This is a genomic window from Pseudomonas orientalis (assembly GCF_002934065.1).
Taxonomy (GTDB): Bacteria; Pseudomonadota; Gammaproteobacteria; order Pseudomonadales; family Pseudomonadaceae; genus Aquipseudomonas; species Aquipseudomonas orientalis_A.
Genome location: NZ_CP018049.1, coordinates 5665727 through 5692725, shown reverse-complemented (window position 1 = coordinate 5692725; position 26999 = coordinate 5665727). Strand labels below are relative to the sequence as shown.

The following is a 26999-nucleotide window of genomic DNA, read 5'->3' as shown; positions in this document are numbered from 1 at the left end:
GGATAAGGACGGTTTCATTGCCCAATGCACAAAGGATTTGTTTCTGAATCCCCAGGGGTAACCCTGAGGACTTCCGCCAGCGTCGTCAGCCCCGCCTTCACCTTTTGCATGCCGGCCATCCGCAGGCTGTGCATGCCTTGCCCGAGTGCGGCATGGCGCAAGGCCTGAACGTCGGCGCCGGGGGTGATCAGCGCCTTGAGGGTTTCATCCAGGACCATGATCTCGTAAAGCCCGGCCCTGCCCCGATAGCCACTGTCGCGGCACTCTCCACACCCGACCGCTGCGTAGACGTCGGCCACGCCGCGTTTGCAATGGGGGCACAGCACGCGCACCAGGCGCTGTGCCATGACGCCTATCAGCGTCGCCTTGATCAAATAATGAGCGATGCCCAACTCCTGCAAGCGGCTGATGGCGCTCGGCGCATCGTTGGTGTGCAGCGTTGACAGCACCAGATGCCCGGTCAGCGCGGCCTGGATCGCCATCTCGGCGGTCTCCTGGTCGCGAATCTCGCCGATCATGATGATGTCCGGGTCCTGGCGCAGCAACGCGCGGATACCGCTGGCGAAGGTCAGATCGATGTTGTGCTGCACCTGCATCTGGTTGAATGCCGGCTCGACCATTTCGATGGGGTCCTCCACCGTGCACAGGTTGACCTCCCGGGTCGCCAGTTGCCTGAGGGTGCTGTAGAGCGTGCTGGTCTTGCCCGAGCCGGTGGGGCCGGTGACCAGAATGATGCCGTTGGCCTGTTGGGTCATGATCTGCCAGCGCTGCTGATCGTCGGCGGACAGCCCCAGTTGATCGAAATCCTTGAGCAGCACCTGGGGATCAAAAATGCGCATGACCAACTTTTCGCCGAAGGCGGTGGGCAAGGTCGACAGGCGCAGTTCCACTTCAACGCCCACCGTTTTCGTGTTGATGCGCCCATCCTGGGGCTTGCGCTTTTCCGCCACATTCATACGCCCAAGGCTTTTCAGCCGGCTGACGACAGCGGTGGTGACCTGGGGCGGAAATTGGTAGACGTCATGCAATAGCCCGTCAATGCGAAAGCGCACACGTCCCTGTTCGCGGCAGGGCTCGATATGGATATCGCTGGCCCGTTGATCAAAGGCGTACTGCAACAGCCAGTCGACGATATTGACGATATGCGCATCATCGGCATGCGGCTCGCTATCGCCGGCGCCCAGGCTGAGCCGTTCGACAGTACCGGGGGGCGCCATTTGCTGGTCGGCACCGCTGACCGATCTGGCCAGACGGTAAAATTCATTGATACAGCGCTGGAGGGTTTGGGGGTTGGCCACCACGCGCTTGATCGAGCGTTTGAGTACCTGGGACAGCCCGGCCTCCCAGCCGCTGACATGGGGCTGAGCGCTGGCAACCGTCACGCTGCGCGCATCCACAGCCACTGCAAGAATGGCGTGGCGCTGGGCGAAGGCGTGGGACATCAGCGGCACCACCGTCGCCACGTCGATCTTCAACGGGTCGATGCGTAGATAAGGCTGATCGACGTGCCGGGCCAGCCACTGCGTCAGTGTTTCCAGGCACGTTCCTTGTGCGGCGATCAATTCCAGGGGGTGCCGGGCGCTGGCGGGAGCGGACGATAGTTGCCGCGCCGTCTCTGGCGTAATCAGTTGCTGCTCGATCAATGCAGGCAGCAACTGTTGCAGTTCCAGAGGGCGATCTTGCAGGACGGGAGACATGGAGGTTCCTGGCGTCGGGGTGTAATCCCAGGCTAGCCAGCTTCTGAACATTCTCCCTGGGCGTGTATTGCAGGCTTTTGCCGAGAGGCTGCCACCACGGCGTGGGGCCGCGCGCTACCTGCCGGCCACAGCTCGACGGAACACACGCTGATCAGGTTTCGAAACTTTTCACCGATCACCTGGGCGCGATGCCAGCTCAGGCCGTCCATCACGATGTCGATATGCAGCAGGTCGTCTTGCCTGTTCACGATCACCTGGCTGGGCGTGAGAAATTGCAGCGCGAAGTAATTGAGTACCCGGCACAGCACGTCCGGTTCCGCCTCTGCGGCAATCCGATAATGGGCCTCGCACTGGAGGCTATCGACAGCCCACGCATCGGCGCGGGTGACAGGGTGGACGGTTTCGACGGCGTGCATGCTGACTCTCCAGATTCGACTGGAGAAATTTTTACATTCGCCTTGGGAGATTTCTTATCTAAGATGCGCATGAATCGCACAAAATTGAATCATATAATTCAAGATAAGCGCCATAGAAGGTATTTTTATGCACAGTGAGTTGGACGTGTATGACCGCCGTATCCTGGCCCTGCTGCAAGAGGACGCGTCGCTCTCCAGCGCGCAGATCGCCGAACAGGTCGGCCTGTCCCAGTCGCCCTGCTGGCGGCGCATCCAGCGGTTGAAGGAAGAGGGCGTGATTCGCGGCCAGGTGACGCTGCTGGACCGCAAGAAAATCGGCCTCAACACGCAGATCTTCGCCGAGGTCAAACTCAACGCCCACGGTCGATCCAACTTCACCGAGTTCACCGAGGCGATTCGTGGCTTTCCGGAAGTGCTGGAGTGTTACGTGCTGATGGGGGCGGTGGATTTTTTATTGCGCATTGTTGCGTCGGACATCGAGGCGTACGAGCGGTTTTTCTTTGACAAGTTGTCGATGGTGCCGGGGATCCAGGAGGTCAATTCGATTGTGGCTTTGTCGGAGATCAAGTCCACCACCAGCCTGCCAGTATTGCGCTGACAGAGCCGGCCTCATCGGGGGCAAGCCCCCTCCCACATTGGAATGCATTTCCCTGTGGGAGGGGGCTTGCCCCCGATGGCGGTATTACAGACGCAGTAAGGTCTTCCAGGCCCGATTCTGATACACCGCAATCGCCTGGTGCATCCGCGCATCCAGCGACTCATCGGTAATCGGCTGGTTGGCCAGGTGCGCCAGCTTGTTCAGCTCGCCGTACAAGCGGTCCAGTTCCGGAATGTCCACCACGTGGCGCGCATGGTGCAGCCAGGCCTGGATGCGTTCGATGCGCGGCAATTGCTCGGCCAGGTCTTCGGGCTGCTGCTGGTAACGCGGCAGTTGCAGGGCAACGGCGTCATCGGCCAGCAGGCGCGGTAGCCAGTTGGTGATCTGCGCTGCGCCCTGACGGTTGCCACGCACGTTGCGCGCTTCGGTCCAGGTGCGGGCCAGCAGCCAGCGCGAGGTGTTCAGGGAGAACAGGCCCCAGCGCACATCCTGCAATTCTTCAACGAACTGCTCCGGTGCGGCTTTGCGAATGTCTTCATCATCGTCACCGGCCTGGACCAGCGGGCGCCAGTCTTCCAGCAACGCATCCAGGGCACTGCGCAACTCGCTGGTGGATTGGCGCGGCGCGGCCTGGCCGAGGCTGCCGATCAGGGCGCGCAACTCGCCGAGGTTCTCGACCCAGTCCTGCAACAGACGCCAGTGTCCATTGAAGCGATATTGCTCGGCCAGGCGCTGGCTGCTGCCCAGCAGATGCCACATGATCGCAGCGAAGGCGTCGTCCAACGGCATTTCGGCTTGAATCTGCGGTGCCGGCAGGCTCAGGGAATAGCTGCTGGCGTCGTACAGGCGATAGCCACGTTCGGCCTTGCTGATGTCACACGGCATCAGCGCCAGGGTTGCCGCCAGTTCGGCGGCCAGTTCCAGCAGGGCTGCCGGTTCGCCTTCGCGCAGTTCCAGTTCCAGCTCGCAGATTTCTTCCTTCTGCTTGCCGACCACCACATGGCCCAGGTCCAGGGCGGCTTCGATCACCACCTTGGCCTTGCCGCGACCCCAGGCGATTTCGGCGCGTTCGCGCACGAAGTCGGTGGTAAAGATCGGCTTGAGGGTCTTTTTGTCCAGCTCGGCCAGTTGCTCGGGCCAGCACTCGCCGTCGAGCTTCTTCACGTCGAGCTTGGCTTTGGGCAGGTCCCAGTTGTATTCGTTGCGTTCCGACAAGCCGGCAACACTCTGGCCGCGGGTCTTGAGGGTCTGGATGATGTCGTCACCATCCTTGCGCAGGCGCAGGGCCACCTTGGCCTGGGCCAGGTCGCGTTCGGGGGTGTCGAAGTACTGATTCATCAACTCACGGCGTTCCCAGCCACTTTTGTTGCGTTTTTTCAGTAGCGGGTGCTCACGCAGCGCGGCGAGTGTTTCGCGGCTGACGCGGAGCTTGATTTCGGTTTCTTTCTGCATGGCCGGAAAATCCAGGATCGGGAGCGCAGCCGGGGAAAAGTGTGGCTGCCAAGGTCGTGCAGTGTACAGGACTGAGCCCGGCAACGTGCCGCAACGGTTTATTGTGTCGTGCAGATGGCTCTATAGTGGGGCTCATCCGGGAAGTGGGAGACCGCGTATGCCGTTACCGTCCATGAAAGAGCAGTTCGCCGCGTTGATTGCCGCGCCGTCGGTCAGTTGCACTCAAGCGTCGCTGGATCAGACCAACCGCCCGGTGATCGATCTGCTCGCCACCTGGCTGGGCGACCTGGGCTTTGCCATCGACATCCAGCACGTCAGCCCCGGCAAATTCAACCTGCTGGCCAGCTTTGGCAGCGGCCCCGGCGGCCTGGTGCTGGCCGGTCACAGCGACACGGTGCCCTACGACGCGGCATTGTGGAAAACCGATCCGCTCAAGCTGACGGAAGTCGACGGCCGCTGGGTAGGACTGGGCAGTTGCGACATGAAGGGCTTCTTCGCCCTGGTCATCGAAGCCGTGTTGCCGCTGCTGGATCAACCGTTCAAGCAACCGTTGCTGATCCTCGCCACGTGCGATGAGGAAAGCTCCATGTCCGGCGCTCGCGCATTGGCCGAAGCCGGACGCCCGCTGGGCCGCGCGGCGGTGATCGGCGAGCCGACCGGTCTCAAGCCGATCCGCCTGCACAAAGGCGTGATGATGGAGCGCATCGACATTCTTGGCCAAAGCGGCCATTCATCGGACCCGAGCCTGGGCCACAGCGCCCTCGAAGCCATGCACGACGCCATCGGCGAACTGCGCGGCCTGCGTCTGGCCTGGCAACGCGAATACCGCAACCCGCAGTTCAGCGTGCCGCAGCCGACCATGAACTTTGGCTGTATCCATGGCGGCGACAACCCCAACCGCATCTGCGGCCAATGCTCCCTGGAATTCGACCTGCGGCCGTTGCCGGGCATGGACCCGCAGGTCCTGCGCGACGCCATCCGGCAGAAGCTGCAACCCCTGGCCGAGCGTCATCAGGTCAAGATCGACTACGCGCCGCTGTTCCCCGAAGTGCCGCCGTTCGAACAGCCGGAAGACGCCGAACTGGTGCGGGTCGCAGAGCGTTTGACCGGTCATCGCGCCGAAGCGGTGGCGTTCGGCACCGAAGCGCCTTATCTTCAGCGCCTTGGTTGCGAAACCCTGGTGCTTGGCCCTGGCGATATTGCCTGTGCGCACCAGCCGGGCGAATACCTCGAAATGTCACGCTTGACGCCTACAGTGCGTCTATTGCGGGAACTGATCGAACATTACTGCCTGAAACCCGCATAAATTAACCCCTGCCTGTTCGTACATAGAAGGAGAGTGAGCGTGTCGCCAAGCCTGTTCCGACGATAACCATCAGCCCGCTGTGCGCTTTCACGATTGATCCCTTTTTGGCTGCTTTTTATTACAGGCCCAGGTGTTATGCCCGACTACGTTAATTGGCTTCGTCACGCTTCGCCCTACATCAACGCTCACCGCGACTGCACCTTTGTGGTCATGCTGCCCGGCGATGGTGTGGAACACCCGAATTTCGGCAATATCGTCCACGACCTGGTGCTGTTGCACAGCCTGGGTGTGCGACTGGTACTGGTCCACGGCTCGCGTCCGCAAATCGAAGCCCGCCTTGAAGCGCGCGGCCTGGTTCCGGCTTATCACGACGGCTTACGCATTACCGATGCGGCAACCCTGGAGTGCGTGATCGACGCGGTGGGGCACCTGCGTATCGCCATCGAAGCGCGTCTGTCCATGGACATGGCCTCATCGCCCATGCAGGGCTCGCGCCTGCGGGTGGCCAGCGGCAACCTGGTGACGGCGCGGCCAATCGGTGTGCTCAAAGGCGTGGACTATCACCACACCGGCGAAGTGCGCCGGGTCGACCGCAAAGGCATCGGCCGCCTGCTGGACGAGCGCTCCATCGTGCTGTTGTCGCCGTTGGGTTATTCGCCCACCGGTGAAATCTTCAACCTGGCCTGCGAAGACGTCGCCACCCGCGCCGCCATCGACCTGGGTGCCGACAAATTGCTGCTGTTCGGCGCCGATCTCGGTCTTATCGATGAAAACGGCCGTTTGGTGCGCGAGCTGCGGCCGCAGCAAGTGCCGGCCCACCTGCAACGTCTGGGCAGCAACTACCAGGCCGAGCTGCTCGATGCCGCCGCCGAGGCCTGCCGTGGCGGAGTAGGGCGCAGCCATATTGTCAGCTATGTCGAAGACGGCGCCTTGCTCACCGAACTGTTCACCCGCGATGGCGGCGGTACGCTGGTCGCCCAGGAGCAATTCGAACTGGTGCGCGAAGCGGCGATCGAGGACGTCGGCGGTTTGCTCGACCTGATCAGCCCGCTGGAAGAGCAGGGCATCCTGGTGCGTCGCTCGCGCGAAGTGCTGGAGCGCGAGATCGAGCAGTTCAGCGTGGTCGAGCGCGAAGGGATGATCATCGCCTGCGCGGCGCTGTATCAGATCGCGGATTCGGATGCGGGTGAACTGGCGTGCCTGGCGGTGAATCCGGAATACCGCCATGGCGCACGGGGCGATGTGTTGCTTGAGCGCATCCAGACCCGGGCCCGGGCGCAGGGTTTGAAGACCTTGTTCGTCCTCACCACCCGCACCGCCCACTGGTTCCGTGAGCGCGGCTTCGTGCCGAGCAGCGTGGACCGCCTGCCGTCGGCGCGAGCGTCGCTGTACAACTATCAGCGCAACTCGAAAATTTTCGAGAAGGCTTTGTAAACCCGGCCTGGCAAACGATACATATCTAATGTGGGAGGGGGCTTGCCCCCGATCGCGGTCTGTCAGTGACTTATTAGTTAACTGACCCACCGCTATCGGGGGCAAGCCCCCTCCCACATTGGACTGCGTTTATTCTGTGATGAATTTATCGGTCACATAGGCCGAGTAGTCCGGCAACACCGTCTCCACCTTGCCCTGCTCCTTCAAGAACTTTGCCGTCTCCCCAATCGCTTTAGCCGTGCCGCCCTTGAGCAGTGCCTCAGTCTGTTGCGCCTGGGCATCCGGAAAGGTGGTGCCTGCCAACAACTCCGGAATATCGGCGGCATTGGAACCTGTCAATTTGGCGATTTTCTGCACTGGCTCCGAATCCACCGTCCAACGGTCTTTGTGTGCGGCATAGTCGGCGAATGCGTCCAGGGTGACCTTGGCAAACTTGGCCACGACGTCCGGGTGTTTTTCAGCGAAATCCTTGCGCGCCACCCACACTTCGAAGGTGGGCGCACCCCACTGACCCACCTGCGCTGCGTCTGTCAGCGTTTTGCCGGTCTTGCGGATTTCGCCGAGGGCCGGTGACCACACGAACGCGCCGTCAATATCACCGCGTTTCCACGCGGCGGCGATTTCGGCCGGTTGCAGGTTCACGACTTTGACTTGCCGGGTGTCCAACCCCCAATGCTTGAGTGCACCCAGCAGGCTGTAGTGGGAGGTCGAGACGAACGGCGTGGCAATGGTTTTGCCGATCAGGTCGACGGGTTTGTCGATACCGCTGCCGTTACGCACCACCAGGGCTTCAGAAGCATTGATTTGTGCCGATACGATAAACGCGACAATCGGCAGATTGCGTGAAGCGGCCGCCGCGAGCGGGCTGGAGCCCAGGTTGCCGATCTGTACATCGCCGGAAGCGATGGCCGTGACCACTTCCGGACCACTGTTGAAGCGGCGCCAGTCGATCTTTTCGCCAATGGCTTTTTCGTAGAGGCCGTCGGCCTGGGGGACTTTGCTGGGATCGATGCCGGTCTGGTAGCCGACAGTCAGGTTCGCCGCGTTGACACCAAAAGAAAGTAATACCGATACAAAAACTGTAACAAATTGACGGGAGGATGTGCGTTTGGCCATGATGGCGTCGCCTTTTTGATCGTGAGTGACGTATGCAACCGAACGTCAACACTAATCGATCTAAAAAAGCACTGGTAAATACCCTTTAGGAATTAGCTTATGGACAGGTTCGTCTACTCTGACCAGTCCGTTTCACGAACGCGCTTATTCCTGAATCGTATGAAAAAGAATGAAACAATTCTTTTTGGGTGTATGAAAAACTCATTACCCTGCAGGGACCAAATCAACTGCGATTAGACGAAGGTAGTAGACACACAAGGTTACGATTGACTTGGTGGTCACTATCTGGCGCTAATCGCGCATCTGTGGATCGAGGGCGTCAGACCCGAGACCAAAGAAATACAAAAATTAGAAATGAGAGGAGCGGTACATGAAGAAGTCCACCTTGGCTGTGGCTGTAGCGTTGGGCGCAATCGCCCAGCAAGCAGGCGCTGCCGGTTTCATCGATGACAGTAAAGTAACGCTGGGTCTGCGTAACTTCTACATCAACACTGACAACCGTGACTCGGCCGCAGGTACTGCTGCCAACAAGCGCGCCGGTGTTCAAAACAAGCAGGAAGAATGGGGCCAGGGCTTTGACCTGCGCTTCATCTCCGGTTACACCCAAGGCACCGTAGGTTTTGGTCTCGACGCCATCGGCCTGCTGGGTGTTCGCCTGGATTCCGGCGGCGGCACCAATGGCGCCACGGCCAGCTCCTACGGCGGCACCGTGTTCCCGAGCAAGTCCAATGGCGAAGCCGTTGATAACTACTCGAGCCTGGGCCTGACCGCCAAAGCCAAGATATCCCAGACCGAACTGAAGCTGGGCACGCTGCAGCCCAAGCTGCCGGTAATCGTGACCAACGACGGTCGTCTGCTGCCGCAGACCTTCCAGGGTGGCCAGATCACCAGCAACGATCTCAACAAAGACCTGACACTGGTTGCCGGTCAGATCGAAAAAGCCAAAGGTCGTAACTCCAGCAACGTCGACAACCTGTCGATTTCTGGTGCCAACTCCCGTGGCGTCAACTGGCGTGACAGCAACAAGTTCTACTACGCCGGTGGTGACTACAAGATCACCAAGGATCTGACTGCCCAGTACTACTACGGCAATCTGGAAGATTTCTACAAGCAGCACTTCCTGGGCCTGACCCATAACTGGGCCATCGGTCCTGGCGTGCTGAAGTCTGACCTGCGTTACTTCAACAGCTCCGATGACGGTAAGAACGGCCATGAGTCCGCCTACTTCTCCTCGGGCAACTACAGCGGTGTCAACTCCGGTCGTGGCAAGGTTGACAACAACCTGTACAGCGGCCTGTTCCTGTACACCGTTGCCGGTCATACCTTCGGTGGTGGTTACCAGGTCAGCAACGGCAGCAGCGATTTCCCTTGGTTGAACCAGGGTGACGGCTCGTCGGCCTACATTACTACCGACATGCAAATCGCCAAGTTCGCCCGTGCTGGCGAACGTACCTGGCAGGCTCGTTACTCCTACGACTTCGCCAAGGTTGGCGTGCCTGGCTTGACCGCTGGTGTTGTGTACCTAAAAGGTACTGACATCGACACCGTCAACGGTAGCCGTGCCGAGTTTACCGGCCAGTCCGAGTGGGAACGTGACATTACTGTTGCGTACGTTGTTCCGGAAGGCGTGTTCAAAAACGTCGGCGTGGCCTGGAAAAACGCCATGTGGCGCAACGATGTTGCTGCCGCGCGCGATCAGGACGAAAACCGTGTAATCGTCAGCTACACCTACGCATTCAAGTAACTGCGTAAAACCTTGCCCGGCGCAATGCCGGGCAGGGTGTCTTGCTTTTCAAGTCGGGCTCAACCCCCGCAAGCCCTTCCTGAACCCTCTTTGTGCAGCGTCTCAAGGCCTTCTCGAACCTTGGAAACGATGGTGCTCCTCAGTGCTGATCACGTCCAATGAACAGATTTTTAATATTCCTTTATCGTCTAGATGAATCGATATTTATTCTTTTTAAATTTGCTCCGATCCATGCACAGTGGGCTCCATAAGCACTCATCAGGAGCCACACCATGAGCCTAAGACTGGGCGATATCGCCCCCGACTTCGAACAGGATTCCAGCGCCGGCAAGATTCGTTTCCACGAATGGCTGGGCGATAGCTGGGGTGTGCTGTTTTCCCATCCGGCGGACTTTACCCCGGTGTGCACCACTGAGTTGGGCTTCACCGCCAAGCTCAAGGATGAATTCGCCCAGCGCGGCGTCAAGGCTATCGCCCTGTCGGTGGACCCGGTGGACTCGCACCACAAGTGGATCGAAGATATCAACGAAACCCAGGACACCGTCGTCAACTTCCCGATCCTGGCCGATGCCGACCGCAAGGTTTCGGACCTCTACGACCTGATCCATCCCAACGCGAGTGACACCCTCACCGTGCGCTCCTTGTTCGTGATCGACCCGAACAAGAAAATCCGCCTGACCATCACCTACCCGGCCAGCACCGGCCGCAACTTCCACGAAATCCTGCGGGTGATCGACTCGCTGCAGTTGACCGACAACCATAAGGTCGCCACGCCAGCCAACTGGCAGGACGGGGATGAAGTGGTGATCGTACCGTCGCTCAAGGATGAGGAAGAGATCAAGAAACGCTTTCCGAAGGGCTATCGCGCGGTGAAGCCATACTTGCGCCTTACCCCACAACCCAACCGTTAACGAAGGTCAAACCTGGAAACAGGACCAGTGTGGGAGGGGGCTTGCCCCCGATTACGGTGCCTCAGTTACCAAATATTTAGCTGACCCACCGCTATCGGGGGCAAGCCCCCTCCCACATGTTGAGCGCATTTCAAGCAGGGGTTTTCAGGCCATTTCGATGGCCTTTTTTTTTGCGTGGCGATCTGTTTCCTGCATATGTTTTTATGGAATAAACAAATGAATAAATAAGATTTAAAGATATATAAATCTACTGCTAAGGTCTGTTCCATCTTGGCGTCATCGCTACGCAGCGAACCGCCGACACTTGCTTAAGGAATTCCCTACATGCTGGTCGTAACACTTGGAGGCAGTCCCAGTCAGCGTTCCCGCTCAGGGGTCTTGCTGGAGAAAACCCGTCAATGGCTGCAGGATCAGGGCGTGGAAGTGGTGAGTTACCAGATCCGCGACTTCCCGGCCGAAGACCTGCTGCACGCACGGTTCGACAGCCCCAAGGTCATCGACCTGTTGCAGCAAGTGGCGAATGCCGATGGCCTGGTGATCGCCACGCCGGTGTACAAGGCGTCGTTCTCCGGTGCCTTGAAGACGGTACTCGACTTGCTGCCCGAGCGCGCCCTGGCCCACAAGGTGGTGTTGCCGATGGCCACCGGCGGCAGCATCGCGCACATGCTGGCGGTGGATTACGCCCTCAAGCCGGTGTTGTCGGCGCTGAAGGCGCAGGAATTGCTCCACGGGATTTTTGCCGAAGACAGCCAGATCGCCTACGGCGAAGGCAGTGCCCAGGCGCAGTTGGTGCCGGTGCTTGAACAGCGTCTGCAGGAAGCCCTGGAGCAGTTTTACAGCGCCATGGCCCGCCGCCCGAAGCCGCTGGACCCGCATGTACTGAATGAACGCTTGTTGAGTGCTCGCTGGAGCATTTGAGCCTTACCCCAACATCTGGAAACACTCACCTTACTCAGCCGCCAACGGCCAAGCAGGTGCAGCCAATACCCCATTCGCATATTTGGAGAGAGCGCCATGCGCACTGTCATTTTGCGTCGCGGTCTGGTCGCACTGTTTGCTGCGGCTGTGTCCTTCGGCGCCATCGTTCAAGCCCACGCCGCAGACACCCTGCGGATCGGTTATCAGAAGTACGGCACGCTGGTGCTGCTCAAGGCCAAGGGCTCGCTGGAAAAGCGCCTGGCTGCTCAGGGCGTGCAGGTGCAATGGACCGAGTTCCCCGGTGGCCCGCAACTGCTTGAGGGCCTGAATGTCGGCTCCATCGACTTTGGCGTCACCGGCGAAACCCCACCGGTGTTCGCCCAGGCCGCCGGTGCGGATCTGCTTTACGTGGCCTATGAGCCACCGGCGCCGACCAGTGAAGCGATCCTGGTGCCGAAAGACTCTACGATCAAGTCGGTGGCTGAGCTCAAGGGCAAAACCGTTGTCTTGAACAAAGGCTCCAACGTGCATTACCTGCTGGTGCGTGCCCTGGAAGATGCTGGCCTCAACTACACCGACGTGAAAACCGTATTCCTGCCGCCCGCCGATGCCCGCGCCGCCTTCGAGCGCGGCAGCGTGGACGCCTGGGTGATCTGGGACCCGTACCAGGCCGCCGCCGAGAAACAGCTGCAAGCGCGCACCCTGCGCGACGGCACCGGCATTGCCGACAACCACCAGTTCTACCTGGCCACCAAGCCTTACGCCGAACAGCACCCGGAGGTGATCAAGGCGCTGGTGGAAGAAGTGCGCGCCGTGGGCGAATGGTCCAAGGCCAACCCGCAGCAAGTGACTGATCAGGTCGCGCCGCTGCTCGGCCTGCCGGCTGATATCACCCTCACCTCGGTGAAACGCCAGGGCTACGGCGCGCTGTTCCTGACGCCGGAAGTGGTCGCGGCCCAGCAGAAAATCGCCGACGCCTTCTACCAGCTCAAATTGATTCCCAAGCCCTTGAGCATCAAGGACGTGATCTGGACCCCACCCGCCGCTGTTGCCAAAGCGCCGTAATCCGACTTCTTCAGGAGACAACTCCATGAGCCTCAATATTTTCTGGTTCCTGCCTACCCACGGCGACGGTCATTACCTCGGCACCGCCGAAGGCGCTCGCGCCGTCGATCACGGTTACCTGCAACAAGTGGCACAGGCCGCCGACCGCCTGGGCTTCGGCGGGGTGCTGATCCCGACCGGGCGCTCCTGCGAAGATTCCTGGCTGGTGGCTGCCTCGCTGATCCCCGTGACCCAGCGTCTGAAATTTCTTGTCGCGCTGCGCCCCGGGATCATTTCCCCGACGGTGGCTGCGCGTCAGGCGGCGACCCTGGACCGCCTCTCCGGCGGCCGCGCGCTGTTCAACCTGGTCACCGGCGGTGACCCGGAGGAACTGGCCGGCGACGGCTTGTTCCTCAGTCACGAAGAGCGCTACCAGGCCTCGGTGGAGTTCACCCGCATCTGGCGCCGCGTGCTTGAAGGCGAAACCGTGGATTACGACGGCGAGCACATCAGCGTCAAGGGCGCCAAATTGCTCTACCCGCCGGTCCAGCAGCCACGCCCGCCGCTGTATTTTGGCGGATCGTCCGAAGCGGCCCAGGACCTGGCGGCCGAACAAGTGGAAATGGTGCTGACCTGGGGCGAACCACCGGCAGCGGTGGCGGAAAAGATCGCGCAGGTGCGGGCCAAGGCCGACAAGCTCGGGCGCACCCTGCGCTTCGGCATTCGCTTGCACGTGATCGTGCGTGAAACCAATGAGGAGGCCTGGAAAGCCGCCGATAAACTGATCTCCCACTTGGACGACGACACCATCGCCCGCGCCCAGGCGTCCCTGGCGCGCTTCGACTCGGTGGGCCAGCAGCGCATGGCGGCCTTGCACGGCGGCAGTCGCGACAACCTGGAAGTCAGCCCCAACCTGTGGGCCGGGGTCGGGCTGGTGCGCGGCGGCGCGGGCACGGCGCTGGTGGGCGATGGCCCAACGGTTGCGGCGCGGGTCAAGGAATACGCGGACCTGGGCATCGACACATTTATCTTCTCCGGTTATCCGCACCTGGAAGAGTCGTATCGGGTCGCCGAGTTGCTGTTCCCGCACCTGGATATCGAACGTCCCGAACTGCCGAAAGGCGCCGGCTATGTCAGCCCGTTCGGCGAGATGGTGGCCAACGACATCCTTCCCAAAGCTGCATCACAGAGCTGAGGGGCGCCATGAACCTTGAGAAACTCAGCCATCGCGTGGCGCCCTGGGTGCTGCCGATTCTATTGCTGGCGGTGTGGCAGTTGTCGGTGACGGCAGGGTGGTTGTCCACGCGTATTCTGCCGGCGCCCAGTGCGGTCATCGAGGCTGGCATCCACCTGGTCCGCAGCGGCGAAATCTGGACGCACCTGGCTATCAGCGGCTGGCGCGCGGGCCTGGGCTTTGTGATCGGTGGCAGCATCGGCCTGGCCCTGGGCTTTATCACCGGCCTGTCGAAGTGGGGCGAACGTTTGCTCGACAGCTCGGTGCAGATGATTCGCAACGTGCCGCACCTGGCGCTGATTCCATTGGTGATCCTGTGGTTCGGGATTGACGAGACCGCGAAGATTTTCCTGGTAGCGCTGGGCACATTGTTTCCGATCTACCTGAACACCTACCACGGCATCCGCAACGTCGACCCGGCGCTGGTGGAAATGTCGCGCAGCTACGGTTTGTCCGGCTTCAGCCTGTTCTGGCAAGTGATCCTGCCGGGCGCGTTGCCGTCGATCCTGGTGGGCGTGCGCTTTGCCCTGGGCTTCATGTGGTTGACGTTGATCGTGGCGGAAACCATCTCGGCCAGTTCCGGCATCGGTTACCTGGCGATGAATGCCCGCGAATTCCTGCAAACCGACGTGGTGGTGCTGGCGATCGTGATGTACGCGATCCTCGGCAAGCTGGCCGACCTGGCGGCGCGTGGCCTGGAACGGGTATGGCTGCGCTGGCACCCGGCGTATCAAGTGAACAAGGGAGGTGCGGCATGACGGCTCAACAACCCCCGCGCCTGCTCAAGGGTATCCCCCTGGCGGTACGCAAGTTGCGCAAGTCCTTTGGCGCTCGCGAAGTGCTCAAGGACATCGACCTGCATATTCCTGCCGGCCAGTTCGTGGCCGTGGTCGGCCGCAGCGGTTGCGGCAAAAGTACCTTGCTGCGCCTGCTGGCGGGCCTGGACAACGCCAGTGGCGGCGAACTGCTGGCGGGCTCCGCGCCGCTGCACGAGGCGATCGAAGACACGCGGCTGATGTTCCAGGAAGCGCGCCTGCTGCCGTGGAAAAAGATCATCGACAACGTCGGCCTGGGCCTCAAGGGCAACTGGCGTCCCAGGGCGTTGCAGGCGTTGGAGGCGGTAGGCCTGGCCGAGCGTGCCGATGAGTGGCCGGCGGCCTTGTCCGGTGGGCAGAAGCAGCGCGTCGCCCTGGCGCGCGCCTTGATTCACCAGCCGCGCCTGTTGCTGCTCGACGAACCGCTGGGGGCGCTGGATGCCCTGACCCGGATCGAGATGCAGCAACTGATCGAAAACCTCTGGCAAAAACACGGCTTTACCGTGCTGCTGGTCACCCATGACGTCAGTGAAGCCGTGGCGATTGCCGACCGGGTGATCCTGATCGAAGACGGCGAAATCGGCCTCGACCTGAGCATCGACCTGCCACGCCCGCGCGCCCGTGGCTCACATCGCCTGGCCGCGCTGGAGGCTGAAGTACTCAACCGCGTGCTGTCGCTGCCCGGCTCACCGCCGGAACCCGAACCTGTTTCACCGCTGCCGACGCAATTGCGTTGGGCTCAATAACCTGTACAGGAAAACCATCATGACTATTAAAGCCATCAACGTGCGTAACCAATTCAAAGGCACCATCAAGGAAATCGTGGTGGGCGACGTGTTGTCGGAGATCGACGTGCAGACGGCCTCGGGCATTGTCACGTCTGTAATCACCACGCGCTCGGTGAAAGAGCTGGAGCTGGTGATTGGCAGCGAGGTGATTGCCTTTGTGAAATCGACTGAGGTGTCGATTGCCAAGCTGTGACTGCTTCAGACCGCTATCGGGGGCCCAGCCCCCTCCCACACTTTGACTGTATTCACAGATCTAAATGTGGGAGGGGGCTTGCCCCCGATGACGCCGGCCCAGCCAACACAAGACTCAGCGCTTGGGCAAGTAAGCCGGCAGATAAAGCCCCACATACGCATCAAACACCCGCATGCCTTCCTGCGCCATGCGCGGCGTAATCTGCCCATGCTGATGCACCGAGCGCGCATACACGCGGTCACTCAATTCAAGCGCCAGGGCGAACACATCCACATCGCTCGGTAGTGTCGGCACTTCAAAGTGGCGGTTGAATACCGTCAACATCAGATCGCCCAGTTCCAGGTCATGCTGACGATCCGCCTGGGTCACTTCAGTCAACCCATGCTGGGCCAGGATCAACTGGCGCGCGGCGGCGTCATGGCTGTAGATGGCGAGCATGCGCTGCTCGACGATGCAGGACAGGTCGCGCCAGGTCTTGAGCGAGTCGTGTTCGATGGGCGCCTGGATGGCCGCGCGAAAGGCGGCGTGCACATCGGCCGTCAACGCCTCGAGCAGTGCCGGCACGCTGGCGAAAAAGTGGTACACCGACGATGGCGGGATCTGCGCCCGTTCGGCCACGCTGTAGATCGACAAACCGGCCACGCCTTCGGCCGCCAGCAAGGCGCGGGCGGCGTCCAGGATCGCGTCGATCCGCGCTTGACTGCGGGCGCGGGGTTTGCGAGGGGCGGCGGTTGTCATGGAAGTCTCCTACAAGGCAGCGGGCATTGTATGAGCAGGAATCTTCGTTGTCTGCCAGACCGCCATCGGGGGCAAGCCCCCTCCCACAGTTAGATCTGTGAATACATTCAAGTGTGGGAGGGGGCTTGCCCCCGATGAGGCCGACTCGGACTCCCTGGATAACCCCATAAAAAAACGCCACAGACCCTCAAGCCTGTGGCGTTTCTTCAACACCGCAAACGCTTACACGGTATGCAGGTACCAGTTGTACTCAAGGTCGGAGATGGAGTGTTCGAACTCCTCCAGCTCGCTTTCCTTACAGGCGACGAAGATATCGATGTATTTGGGATCGATGTACTTGGCCATCACCTCGCTGTCGTCCAACTCGCGCAGGGCATCGCGCAGGTTGTTCGGCAGGCTCTGTTCGTTCTGCTCGTAGCTGTTGCCTTCCACGGGCGCGCCCGGTTCGATCTTGTTGGTCAGGCCGTGGTGCACGCCGGCCAATACCGAAGCCATCAGCAGGTAAGGGTTGGCATCGGCCCCGGCCACGCGGTGTTCGATGCGCACCGCATCGGACGAGCCGGTCGGTACGCGAATCGCCACGGTGCGGTTGTCCAGGCCCCAGCACGGCGAATTCGGCACGTAGAACTGTGCGCCGAAACGGCGGTAGGAGTTGACGTTGGGGCACAGGAACGCCATCTGGGCGGGCAGGGTCTCGAGCACACCGCCGATCGCGTGACGCAATGCGGCGTTCTGCTCGGGATCCTCGCTGGCAAAAATGTTCTTGCCGTCCTTGTCCAGAATGGAGATGTGCACGTGCAAACCGTTGCCTGCCTGGCCGGGGTAAGGCTTGGCCATGAAGGTGGTGTCCATCTCATGGTCGTAGGCGATGTTCTTGATCAGGCGCTTGAGCAGTACCGCGTAGTCGCAGGCCTTGATCGGGTCGGCCACGTGGTGCAGGTTCACTTCGAACTGCGCCGGGGCACTTTCCTTGACGATGGCATCGGCCGGGATGCCTTGCTCCTTGGCACCTTCCAGAATGTCCTGGAGGCAATCGACGTATTCGTCGAGGTCATCGATCAGGTAGACCTGTGTCGAATGCGGGCGTTTGCCGGAGATCGGCGAGCGCGGCGGTTGAGGGCGGCCGTTCACGTTCTCCTGGTCGATCAGGTAGAACTCAAGCTCGAAGGCGGCGCAGATGGTCAGGCCCATGTCGTCGAACTTGCTCACGACTTGGCGCAGTACTTCGCGTGGATCGGCGAAGAAGGGTTCACCTTCCAGTTCGTGCATGGTCATCAGCAGTTGCGCGGTAGGGCGCTTTTGCCAGGGTTCATTGCACAGGGTGTCGGGGATTGGATAACAGATTCGGTCAGCATCGCCGATGTCCAGGCCCAGGCCGGTGCTTTCCACCGTCGAGCCGTTGATATCCAGGGCAAATAAAGAGGCAGGCAGGTTAATGCCCTTCTCGTAAACCTTGTGGAGGCTGGTGCGTTCGATGCGCTTGCCGCGCACCACACCATTCATATCCGCAATTAGAAGGTCTACGTACAGAACCTCAGGATGATCCTTAAGGAACGCGTTCGCTTCGTTAAGCTGAACGGCACGCGGGGGTACCGACATGATGCAACACCTTTGTTGTTAAAAATATCAATCATTGATCTTTTCTGGTTTCAGTCAACCCGAACGGCATGCCGAAGTCAAGCGAGGCCTTTTTTGCCCTAAAAAAGCGCCGTGACGCCTTTTTTGGGGCTTTTTGGGGCGGTTTTTTGGGTTTCAGGGGCTTGGGACCAGCAGGCTTGAGCGGGCCGTGTTGTATTTTTTACGGGGGTGTTGTGTAAAAAAATGAACAAGGCTAAGCTCGATTCAAACCCATAACAGCAATAATACCGGGGTGCTTCATGTTTCACCTGCCGCCAATCGGCGTCTGCGCCTGCATCAGCCAGGTGTTGTCCGCAGTCCGTTCGTCCCGCGTGGATGCTCACGCAGCGGCCAATATTCTTGACGGTCCGTCCGATCTCCCCATTACCCATTCCTGCGCCGCTGACCGGCCCTCATTCGCCGTGCCGATCATAATTGTGCACAAGTTTTGGCGTGAGGAATGCAACGTTGCAGCAAATGGCAGGTAAGCTCCTACCCTGAATGAACACACGACGCGGATGCTGCGTCAACCAACGCCTGGCCTTTAACGGATGCCAGGAAACCCAGCCCAGAGGCATTTATGAGTAACAACCTCGACCAGCTCACCGATTGGTTGAAAGACCACAAGATCACAGAAGTCGAATGCATGATTGGCGACCTCACTGGCATCACCCGGGGCAAGATTTCGCCGACCAACAAGTTCATCGCCGAAAAAGGCATGCGCCTGCCCGAAAGCGTTCTGTTGCAGACCGTGACCGGCGACTATGTCGAAGACGACATCTATTACGAATTGCTCGACCCGGCCGACATCGACATGATCTGCCGCCCCGACCAGAACGCGGTATTCCTGGTGCCCTGGGCCATCGAGCCGACCGCCCAGGTGATCCACGACACCTACGACAAGCAAGGCAACCCGATCGAGCTGTCGCCGCGCAACGTACTCAAGAAAGTCCTCAAGCTCTACGCCGACCGTGGCTGGCAGCCTATCGTGGCGCCGGAGATGGAGTTCTACCTGACCAAGCGCTGCGAAGACCCGGACTTCCCGCTGCAACCGCCGATTGGCCGTTCCGGTCGCCCGGAGACGGGGCGCCAGTCCTTCTCTATAGAAGCCGCCAACGAATTCGACCCGCTGTTCGAAGACGTCTATGACTGGTGCGAACTGCAGGAGCTGGACCTCGATACCTTGATCCACGAAGACGGCACCGCACAGATGGAAATCAACTTCCGTCACGGTGACGCGCTGTCCCTGGCCGACCAGATCCTGGTGTTCAAGCGCACCATGCGTGAAGCCGCGCTCAAGCACAATGTGGCCGCCACCTTCATGGCCAAGCCCATGACCGGCGAGCCCGGCAGCGCGATGCACCTGCACCAGAGCATCATCGACATCGCCACCGGCAAGAACGTCTTCTCCAACGAAGACGGGAGCATGAGCCAGCTGTTCCTCAACCATATTGGCGGCCTGCAGAAATTCATCCCCGAGTTGCTGCCTTTATTCGCCCCCAACGTGAATTCATTCCGCCGCTTCCTGCCCGACACCTCGGCGCCGGTGAACGTGGAATGGGGTGAAGAAAACCGCACCGTGGGCCTGCGCGTACCGGATGCCGGGCCGCAGAACCGCCGCGTGGAAAACCGCTTGCCGGGCGCCGACGCCAACCCGTACCTGGCCATTGCCGCCAGTTTGCTGTGCGGCTACATCGGCATGGTCGAAGGCCATAACCCGAGCGCACCCGTGGTGGGCCGTGGTTACGAGCGGCGCAACCTGCGCCTGCCGCTGACCATCGAGGACGCCCTGGAACGCATGGAAAACAGCAAGACCATCGAAAAATACCTGGGGCAGAAATTCATCACAGGCTACGTCGCGGTCAAGCGGGCCGAGCATGAAAACTTCAAGCGCGTGATCAGTTCGTGGGAGCGGGAATTCCTGCTCTTCGCCGTCTGATGCGCCGGGCGCGCCTTCACATGGCGCGCCCTTCACCGAAAATTCCAGGAGATCGGTATGTCCAGCAACAACCCGCAAACCCGTGAATGGCAAGCCTTGAGCAATGATCACCACCTCGCGCCGTTCAGCGACTTCAAGCAATTGAAAGAGAAAGGCCCAAGGATCATCACCAAAGCCCACGGCGTTTACCTGTGGGACAGCGAAGGCAACAAGATCCTCGACGGCATGGCCGGCCTGTGGTGCGTGGCGATCGGTTACGGTCGCGATGAACTGGCCGACGCCGCCGCCAAACAGATGAAAGAACTGCCGTACTACAACCTGTTCTTCCAGACTGCCCACCCGCCGGTACTCGAACTGGCCAAAGTCATTTCCGACGTCGCACCGGCCGGCATGAACCACGTGTTCTTCACCGGTTCCGGCTCCGAAGGCAACGACACCATGTTGCGCATGGTCCGCCACTACTGGGCGATCAAGGGCCAGCCGAACAAGAAAACCATCATCAGCCGCAAGAATGGCTACCACGGTTCCACCGTGGCCGGCGCCAGCCTGGGCGGCATGACCTATATGCATGAGCAGGGCGACCTGCCGATCCCGGGCATCACCCACATCGCCCAGCCGTACTGGTTCGGCGAAGGCGGCGACATGAGCCCTGAAGAATTTGGGATCTGGGCCGCCAACCAGTTGGAAGAGAAGATCCTGGAACTGGGCGTGGACAACGTCGGTGCCTTTATTGCCGAGCCGATCCAGGGCGCCGGTGGCGTGATCGTGCCGCCTGACAGCTACTGGCCGCGCATCAAGGAAATCCTCGCCAAGTACGACATCCTGTTTGTCGCCGACGAAGTCATCTGCGGCTTCGGCCGTACCGGGCAGTGGTTCGGCAGCGATTTCTACGACCTCAAGCCACACATGATGACCATCGCCAAGGGCCTGACTTCCGGCTACGTCCCCATGGGCGGCCTGATCGTGCACGACGACGTGGTGGCCGTGCTCAACGAAGGCGGCGATTTCAACCACGGGTTCACCTACTCCGGGCATCCGGTGGCGGCGGCGGTGGCCTTGGAAAACATCCGCATCCTGCGCGATGAAAAAATCGTCAGCCGCGTGCATGAAGAAACGGCACCGTATTTGCAGAAACGTCTGCGGGAACTGGCGGACCATCCACTGGTGGGTGAAGTGCGCGGTGTGGGCATGCTCGGTGCGATCGAGCTGGTGCAGGACAAGGCCACGCGCAAGCGCTACGAAGGCAAGGGCGCCGGCATGATTTGCCGAACCTTCTGCTTCGAAAACGGCCTGATCATGCGCGCCGTGGGCGATACCATGATCATTTCGCCGCCGCTGGTGATCAGCAAGGCTGAAATCGACGAGCTGGTGACCAAGGCCCGCCAGTGCCTGGACCTGACGTTGGCGGCATTGCAGGACTGAGTAGATAAATGTGGGGGCCGGTTGAAAGGGGGCCCCCGAACTTGCCAGACTGTCGTCCTGTTTTGTTGCCCTTTGGCTGGGCCCGAAACATTCACAACGTGCGGCCCAAAAAGAAAAAATCGGAGCATCACCCAATGAAGGCATTAGGTTTGAAAAACGCTGGCAAGACCCTCCTCGCCTTGTCCCTGATGGGCGCAATGGCGGGCGCGGCCCAGGCGGACAATAAAGTCCTGCACGTCTACAACTGGTCCGACTACATCGCACCGGACACCATCGCCAACTTCGAAAAGGAGTCGGGCATCAAAGTGGTGTACGACGTGTTCGACAGCAACGAGACCCTGGAAGCCAAGTTGCTGGCAGGCAAGTCCGGCTATGACATCGTCGTACCGTCGAACAACTTCCTGGCCAAGCAGATCAAGGCCGGCGTGTACCAGGAGCTGGACAAGTCCAAGCTGCCTGAGTACAGCAACCTGAACAAATCCCTGCTCAAGGCCGTGTCGGTCAGCGACCCGGACAACAAGCACGCGTTCCCGTACATGTGGGGCTCGATCGGTATCGGCTACAACCCGGAGAAGGTCAAGGCCGCGCTGGGCGTGGACAAGATCGAGTCGTGGGATGTGCTGATGAAGCCGGAAAACATCGCCAAGCTGAAAAGCTGCGGCGTGAGCTTCCTCGATTCGCCGACCGAAATGCTGCCGATTGCGCTGCATTACCTGGGCCTGCCGACCGACACTCAGAAGAAAGCCGACCTCAAGCAAGCCGAAGACCTGTTCCTGAAAATCCGTCCTTCGATTGGCTACTTCCACTCGTCCAAGTACATCTCGGACCTGGCCAACGGCAACATCTGTGTGGCCGTGGGTTACTCGGGTGACATCCAGCAGGCCAAGTCCCGCGCGGCTGAAGCCGGTGGCAAGGTCAAGGTGGCCTACGACATTCCGAAAGAAGGCGCCGGCAGTTTCTTCGACATGGTCGCCATCCCGAAAGATGCTGAAAACGTCGAAGCCGCCTACGCGTTCATGAACTACCTGCTCAAGCCGCAAGTGATGGCTTCGATCACCAACAGCGTGCGCTTCCCGAACGGTAACGAGAAAGCCACCGCACTGGTCGACAAAGACATCACCAGCGACCCTGGCATCTATCCACCAGCGGACGTGCAGGCCAAGCTCTACGCCATTGCCGACCTGCCGGCTGCAACCCAGCGTGAAATGACCCGCAGCTGGACCAAGATCAAATCGGGTAAATAAGCCCTAAAACCTGTGGGAGGGGGCTTGCCCCCGATGGCGCTGTATCAGAAACACATGCGCAAGCTGACTGACACACCGCCATCGGGGGCAAGCCCCCTCCCACAAATAAATGACAGAAAGTTTTTGCCGGATCGGTTTATCGAGGGTAAGTTGCGCGCCGGTTTGTTGCCGGGCAACAACTTGGGCCCAACTATTTAAGAGGACCTCCACTTGCCAATTTCTTTATTTCGCAAAGCCTTGCTGGTGGGTGCAGGTATCACGCTGGCTGTCAGCGTGCAGGCCGCACCGACTGTGCATGTTTATAACTGGTCGGACTACATCGGCCCCGACACCCTGGCCAATTTCGAAAAGGCCACCGGCATCAAGCCCGTGTATGACGTGTTCGATTCCAACGAAACCCTGGAAGGCAAGCTGCTCGCCGGGCGTACCGGCTACGACGTGGTGGTGCCGTCCAACCACTTCCTGGGCAAGCAGATCAAGGCCGGGGCGTTCCAGAAGCTCGACAAGTCATTGCTGACCCACTACGCCAACCTCGACCCGGCGTTGCTCAAGCGCCTTGAGAAAAACGATCCGGGCAATGCGTACGCCGTGCCGTACCTGTGGGGCACCAATGGCATCGGTTACAACGTCAACAAAGTGAAGGAGGTGCTGGGTGTCGACAAGATCGACTCCTGGGCCGTGCTGTTCGAGCCGGAAAACATGAAGAAGCTCGCCAGCTGCGGTGTTTCATTCATGGATTCGGCGGATGAAATGCTGCCCGCAGTCCTCAACTACATGGGCCTGGACCCGAACAGCACCAACCCGGCCGACTACAAGAAGGCCGAGGAGAAGTTGCTCAAAGTCCGCCCCTACGTGACCTACTTCCATTCCTCCAAATACATCTCGGACCTGGCCAACGGCAATATCTGCGTGGCCGCCGGTTTTTCCGGCGATGTGTTCCAGGCCAGGGCACGTGCCGCCGAAGCGGGCAAAGGCGTGAACATCGCCTACGCGATTCCCAAGGAAGGCGGCAACCTGTGGTTTGACGTGCTGGCGATCCCCAAGGACGCCGCCAACGTCAAGGAAGCCCACGCTTTCATCAACTATTTGCTGCAACCTGAGGTGATCGCCCAGGTCAGTGATTACGTCGGTTACGCCAACCCCAACCCCGGGTCGGACACGCTGATGGAGCAATCGATACGCACCGACGCAGCGGTTTACCCACCGCAGGCGGTACTCGACCGGACATTCGTCAACGTCGAGCTGCCCCCGAAGGTGCAACGTTTAATGACCCGTAGCTGGACCAAGGTCAAGACGGGCAAGTAAGGCTCAAACTATCCAAGTTCGCTCACCTGGGGCGAACTGCAAATTTGTTGGGAGTTTCGTAAATGGCAGTTGCCTCCGGCGCCTATAAGAAAGCCCTCGAGGGCGACCAGACACCGAAGAAGGTGCTGGTCAAAATCGACCGGGTCACGAAGAAGTTCGACGAGACGATTGCCGTGGACGATGTGTCCCTGGAAATCAAGAAAGGCGAGATCTTCGCCTTGCTCGGCGGCTCGGGTTCGGGCAAGTCCACCCTGCTGCGCATGCTGGCAGGCTTCGAACGCCCGACTGAAGGTCGCATCTACCTCGACGGTGTGGACATCACCGACATGCCGCCCTATGAGCGGCCGATCAACATGATGTTCCAGTCCTACGCCTTGTTTCCGCACATGACCGTGGCGCAGAACATTGCTTTCGGCCTGCAACAGGACAAGATCCCCAAGGCCGAAGTGGATGCCCGCGTGGCCGAGATGCTCAAGCTGGTGCAGATGAGCCAGTACGCCAAGCGCAAGCCGCACCAGCTGTCCGGTGGTCAGCGCCAGCGTGTGGCATTGGCCCGCTCCCTGGCCAAGCGTCCGAAACTGCTGCTGCTCGATGAGCCGATGGGGGCGCTGGACAAGAAGCTGCGTTCGCAGATGCAACTGGAGCTGGTGGAGATCATCGAACGCGTCGGCGTGACCTGCGTGATGGTGACCCACGACCAGGAAGAGGCCATGACCATGGCCGAGCGTATCGCGATCATGCACCTGGGCTGGATCGCCCAGATCGGTAGCCCGATCGACATCTACGAAACACCTACCAGCCGCCTGGTGTGCGAGTTCATCGGCAACGTCAATATCTTCGACACCCAGGTGGTGGACGATGCCGAGGGCCACGCGGTACTCAAGTGCCCGGACCTGGACCGCGACATTTACGTGGGCTACGGCATCGCCACCTCGGTGGAAGACAAGTCGGTGACCTACGCGATTCGCCCGGAAAAACTGCTGGTCACCACCCAGATGCCGACCTGCGAGCACAACTGGTCCAGCGGCAAGGTGCACGACATTGCCTACCTGGGCGGCCACTCGGTGTTCTACGTGGAACTGCCGAGCGGCAAGCTGGTGCAGTCCTTCGTCGCCAACGCCGAGCGCCGTGGCCAGCGGCCGACCTGGGGTGACCAGGTCTACGTATGGTGGGAAGACGACAGCGGCGTGGTACTGCGCTCATGAACATGAAGAAATTCAAGCGGCGCTTGGATCGCATAATCCCCAATGGCAAGCAGGTGGTCATCGGGATTCCCTTCCTCTGGCTGTTCCTGTTTTTCGCACTGCCGTTCTTCATCGTGTTGAAAATCAGCTTTGCCGAAGCCGATGTGGCGATCCCGCCCTACACCGAGATCTACACCTACGTTGAGCAGAAGCTGCAAGTGGTGCTGAACCTGGCCAACTACAGCTTGCTGGCGGGCGACGAGCTCTACATCGCCGCGTACCTGGGCTCGCTGAAGATGGCCTTTTTCAGCACGCTGCTGTGCCTGCTGATCGGCTACCCGATGGCCTACGCCATCGCCACCGCACGCAAGGAAATGCAAACCGTGCTGGTGCTGCTGATCATGATGCCGACCTGGACCGCGATCCTGATCCGCGTCTATGCGTGGATGGGCATCCTCAGCAACAACGGCTTGCTCAACGGCTTCCTGATGTCCATGGGGCTGATCAACGAACCGCTGCAGATCCTCAACACCAACATCGCGGTGTATATTGGCGTGGTCTATTCGTACCTGCCGTTCATGATCCTGCCGCTGTACGCCAACCTGGTCAAACACGACCAGAGCCTGCTGGAAGCGGCGTCGGACCTGGGCTCAAGCACCTTCAACAGCTTCTGGAAAATCACCGTGCCGCTGTCCAAGAACGGCATCATCGCCGGGTGCATGCTGGTGTTTATCCCGGTGGTGGGCGAGTTCGTGATTCCTGAACTGCTCGGCGGCCCGGAAACCCTGATGATCGGTAAAGTGCTGTGGCAGGAATTCTTCAACAACCGTGACTGGCCGGTGGCGTCCGCCCTGGCGGTGGTGATGCTGGCGATCCTGATCGTGCCGATCATCCTGTTCAACCGCAGCCAGGCCAAAGAGCTGGAGGGCAAGATATGAAGCGCTTTCGTTTCTCCAGCTTCATGCTGGTCGTGGGGTTGCTGTTCATTTACCTGCCGATGCTGATCCTGGTGATCTACTCGTTCAACGAGTCCAAGCTGGTGACGGTGTGGGGCGGCTGGTCGATCAAGTGGTACGTGGGCCTGCTGGACAACACCCAACTGATGGGCTCGGTGGCGCGCTCCCTGGAAATTGCCTGCTACACGGCGGTGGCGGCCGTTGCGCTGGGGACGCTGGCGGCGTTCGTGCTGACGCGCATCAGCCAGTTCAAGGGCCGCACGCTGTTTGGCGGCCTGGTCACGGCGCCGCTGGTGATGCCGGAGGTGATTACCGGCCTGTCGCTGTTGCTGCTATTCGTGGCCATGGCGCAGATGATCGGTTGGCCTCAGGAGCGTGGCATCGTCACCATCTGGATCGCCCACACGACGTTCTGCGCGGCGTATGTGGCGGTGGTGGTGTCGGCGCGCCTGCGTGAGCTGGACCTGTCGATCGAAGAAGCGGCGATGGACCTGGGCGCACGGCCGTGGAAGGTGTTCTTCCTGATCACCATCCCGATGATCGCGCCATCGCTGGCGGCGGGCGGCATGATGTCGTTCGCACTGTCCCTGGACGACCTGGTACTGGCCAGCTTCGTATCGGGCCCAGGTTCGACCACCTTGCCGATGGAAGTGTTCTCGGCGGTGCGCCTTGGGGTCAAGCCCGAGATCAACGCGGTGGCGAGCCTGATCCTGCTGGCGGTGTCGCTGGTGACCTTCCTGGTGTGGTTCTTCAGCCGCCGTGCCGAAGAACACCGCAAGAAAGCCATCCAGCAAGCCATCGAAGAAGCCGCAGCGGATGGCTGGCAGCAGCCGGACAAGCGCCGCGCCCCGGCACCGGTCTAAAGCTGATGGGGGACAATGTGGGAGGGGGCTTGCCCCCGATGGCGGAGTGTCAGGCAAAGATTAGC

The 26999-nt window shown here is 60.3% G+C and carries 24 protein-coding genes; 18 read left to right on the top strand and 6 right to left on the bottom strand.

Annotated elements, in window-relative coordinates; translation table 11 throughout:
• Nucleotides 1-14: 14 nt before the first annotated feature.
• Together BOP93_RS25825 and BOP93_RS25820 are read right to left on the bottom strand one after the other, a co-directional pair.
• Entirely contained in the window at nt 15-1697 is a 1683-nt protein-coding gene (locus BOP93_RS25825) for a GspE/PulE family protein (RefSeq protein WP_104505062.1), read from the bottom strand.
• A gap of 32 nt (nt 1698-1729) precedes the next feature.
• A complete protein-coding gene (locus BOP93_RS25820) occupies nt 1730-2113 on the bottom strand; it encodes a hypothetical protein (protein WP_104505061.1) in 384 nt (127 codons plus the stop codon).
• 127 nt (nt 2114-2240) lie between these two features.
• Between BOP93_RS25820 and BOP93_RS25815 the strand changes: the two genes are divergently transcribed.
• A complete protein-coding gene (locus tag BOP93_RS25815; RefSeq protein ID WP_043046970.1) occupies nt 2241-2711 on the top strand; it encodes an Lrp/AsnC family transcriptional regulator in 471 nt (156 codons plus the stop codon).
• An 84-nt stretch (nt 2712-2795) separates the two neighbouring features.
• Here BOP93_RS25815 and BOP93_RS25810 read toward each other — a convergent pair whose 3' ends face one another.
• Nucleotides 2796-4163 carry an inorganic triphosphatase gene (locus BOP93_RS25810; RefSeq protein WP_104505060.1) on the bottom strand — a complete coding sequence of 456 codons (1368 nt, stop codon included), beginning with the start codon at nt 4161-4163 and terminating at the stop codon, nt 2796-2798.
• A 157-nt stretch (nt 4164-4320) separates the two neighbouring features.
• On the opposite strand from BOP93_RS25810, the gene argE reads away from it, so the two are divergent.
• Both argE and argA read left to right on the top strand, forming a co-directional pair.
• On the top strand, nt 4321-5469 hold the full coding sequence (gene argE / locus BOP93_RS25805) for an acetylornithine deacetylase (RefSeq protein WP_104505059.1): 1149 nt from the start codon (nt 4321-4323) through the stop codon (nt 5467-5469).
• A 135-nt stretch (nt 5470-5604) separates the two neighbouring features.
• A complete protein-coding gene (argA, locus tag BOP93_RS25800; RefSeq protein WP_104505058.1) occupies nt 5605-6903 on the top strand; it encodes an amino-acid N-acetyltransferase in 1299 nt (432 codons plus the stop codon).
• A gap of 129 nt (nt 6904-7032) precedes the next feature.
• Here the strand turns inward: argA and tauA are convergent, their stop codons facing one another.
• On the bottom strand, nt 7033-8019 hold the full coding sequence (tauA, locus tag BOP93_RS25795; protein WP_104505057.1) for a taurine ABC transporter substrate-binding protein: 987 nt from the start codon (nt 8017-8019) through the stop codon (nt 7033-7035).
• Nucleotides 8020-8389: 370 nt separating this feature from the next.
• On the opposite strand from tauA, the gene BOP93_RS25790 reads away from it, so the two are divergent.
• The 8 genes from BOP93_RS25790 (at nt 8390) to BOP93_RS25755 (ending at nt 15666) form a co-directional block, all read left to right on the top strand.
• On the top strand, nt 8390-9763 hold the full coding sequence (locus BOP93_RS25790) for an OprD family porin (protein ID WP_057723405.1): 1374 nt from the start codon (nt 8390-8392) through the stop codon (nt 9761-9763).
• 272 nt (nt 9764-10035) lie between these two features.
• Complete coding sequence (locus tag BOP93_RS25785) at nt 10036-10674, top strand: peroxiredoxin (protein ID WP_104505056.1); 639 nt, start codon at nt 10036-10038, stop codon at nt 10672-10674.
• Nucleotides 10675-10998: 324 nt separating this feature from the next.
• On the top strand, nt 10999-11592 hold the full coding sequence (gene ssuE, locus BOP93_RS25780) for an NADPH-dependent FMN reductase (RefSeq protein WP_057723407.1): 594 nt from the start codon (nt 10999-11001) through the stop codon (nt 11590-11592).
• 96 nt (nt 11593-11688) lie between these two features.
• A complete protein-coding gene (locus BOP93_RS25775) occupies nt 11689-12657 on the top strand; it encodes a sulfonate ABC transporter substrate-binding protein (protein ID WP_104505055.1) in 969 nt (322 codons plus the stop codon).
• A gap of 25 nt (nt 12658-12682) precedes the next feature.
• A complete protein-coding gene (gene ssuD, locus BOP93_RS25770; RefSeq protein ID WP_065887042.1) occupies nt 12683-13831 on the top strand; it encodes an FMNH2-dependent alkanesulfonate monooxygenase in 1149 nt (382 codons plus the stop codon).
• An 8-nt stretch (nt 13832-13839) separates the two neighbouring features.
• On the top strand, nt 13840-14628 hold the full coding sequence (gene ssuC / locus BOP93_RS25765; protein WP_057723410.1) for an aliphatic sulfonate ABC transporter permease SsuC: 789 nt from the start codon (nt 13840-13842) through the stop codon (nt 14626-14628).
• Nucleotides 14625-15431, top strand: a complete 807-nt coding sequence (gene ssuB, locus BOP93_RS25760; protein WP_065887044.1) for an aliphatic sulfonates ABC transporter ATP-binding protein — start codon at nt 14625-14627, stop codon at nt 15429-15431. Before ssuC ends, ssuB begins: the two co-directional genes overlap by 4 nt.
• A gap of 19 nt (nt 15432-15450) precedes the next feature.
• Nucleotides 15451-15666 carry a TOBE domain-containing protein gene (locus BOP93_RS25755; protein ID WP_003176783.1) on the top strand — a complete coding sequence of 72 codons (216 nt, stop codon included), beginning with the start codon at nt 15451-15453 and terminating at the stop codon, nt 15664-15666.
• A gap of 114 nt (nt 15667-15780) precedes the next feature.
• Here the strand turns inward: BOP93_RS25755 and BOP93_RS25750 are convergent, their stop codons facing one another.
• Nucleotides 15781-16404 carry a TetR/AcrR family transcriptional regulator gene (locus tag BOP93_RS25750; protein ID WP_104505054.1) on the bottom strand — a complete coding sequence of 208 codons (624 nt, stop codon included), beginning with the start codon at nt 16402-16404 and terminating at the stop codon, nt 15781-15783.
• A 222-nt stretch (nt 16405-16626) separates the two neighbouring features.
• Entirely contained in the window at nt 16627-18003 is a 1377-nt protein-coding gene (locus BOP93_RS25745) for a glutamine synthetase family protein (RefSeq protein WP_003176781.1), read from the bottom strand.
• A 598-nt stretch (nt 18004-18601) separates the two neighbouring features.
• On the opposite strand from BOP93_RS25745, the gene BOP93_RS25735 reads away from it, so the two are divergent.
• From BOP93_RS25735 to BOP93_RS25705, 7 genes are all read left to right on the top strand, one after another.
• On the top strand, nt 18602-19960 hold the full coding sequence (locus BOP93_RS25735; protein WP_057723413.1) for a glutamine synthetase family protein: 1359 nt from the start codon (nt 18602-18604) through the stop codon (nt 19958-19960).
• Nucleotides 19961-20017: 57 nt separating this feature from the next.
• Complete coding sequence (locus tag BOP93_RS25730; RefSeq protein WP_065887047.1) at nt 20018-21382, top strand: aspartate aminotransferase family protein; 1365 nt, start codon at nt 20018-20020, stop codon at nt 21380-21382.
• A gap of 149 nt (nt 21383-21531) precedes the next feature.
• Complete coding sequence (locus BOP93_RS25725; protein ID WP_104505354.1) at nt 21532-22626, top strand: polyamine ABC transporter substrate-binding protein; 1095 nt, start codon at nt 21532-21534, stop codon at nt 22624-22626.
• A 210-nt stretch (nt 22627-22836) separates the two neighbouring features.
• Nucleotides 22837-23931: a polyamine ABC transporter substrate-binding protein gene (locus BOP93_RS25720; RefSeq protein WP_104505053.1), complete on the top strand. Its 1095-nt coding sequence runs from the start codon at nt 22837-22839 to the stop codon at nt 23929-23931.
• A 62-nt stretch (nt 23932-23993) separates the two neighbouring features.
• Nucleotides 23994-25136 carry an ABC transporter ATP-binding protein gene (locus BOP93_RS25715; RefSeq protein ID WP_057723416.1) on the top strand — a complete coding sequence of 381 codons (1143 nt, stop codon included), beginning with the start codon at nt 23994-23996 and terminating at the stop codon, nt 25134-25136.
• Nucleotides 25133-26053, top strand: a complete 921-nt coding sequence (locus BOP93_RS25710; protein ID WP_065887049.1) for an ABC transporter permease subunit — start codon at nt 25133-25135, stop codon at nt 26051-26053. Before BOP93_RS25715 ends, BOP93_RS25710 begins: the two co-directional genes overlap by 4 nt.
• The gene (locus BOP93_RS25705) at nt 26050-26934 is read left to right on the top strand and encodes an ABC transporter permease subunit (protein WP_057723417.1); all 885 of its coding nucleotides are present in this window, start codon (nt 26050-26052) and stop codon (nt 26932-26934) included. The genes BOP93_RS25710 and BOP93_RS25705 overlap by 4 nt, the downstream gene beginning before the upstream one ends.
• Nucleotides 26935-26999 lie beyond the last annotated feature (65 nt).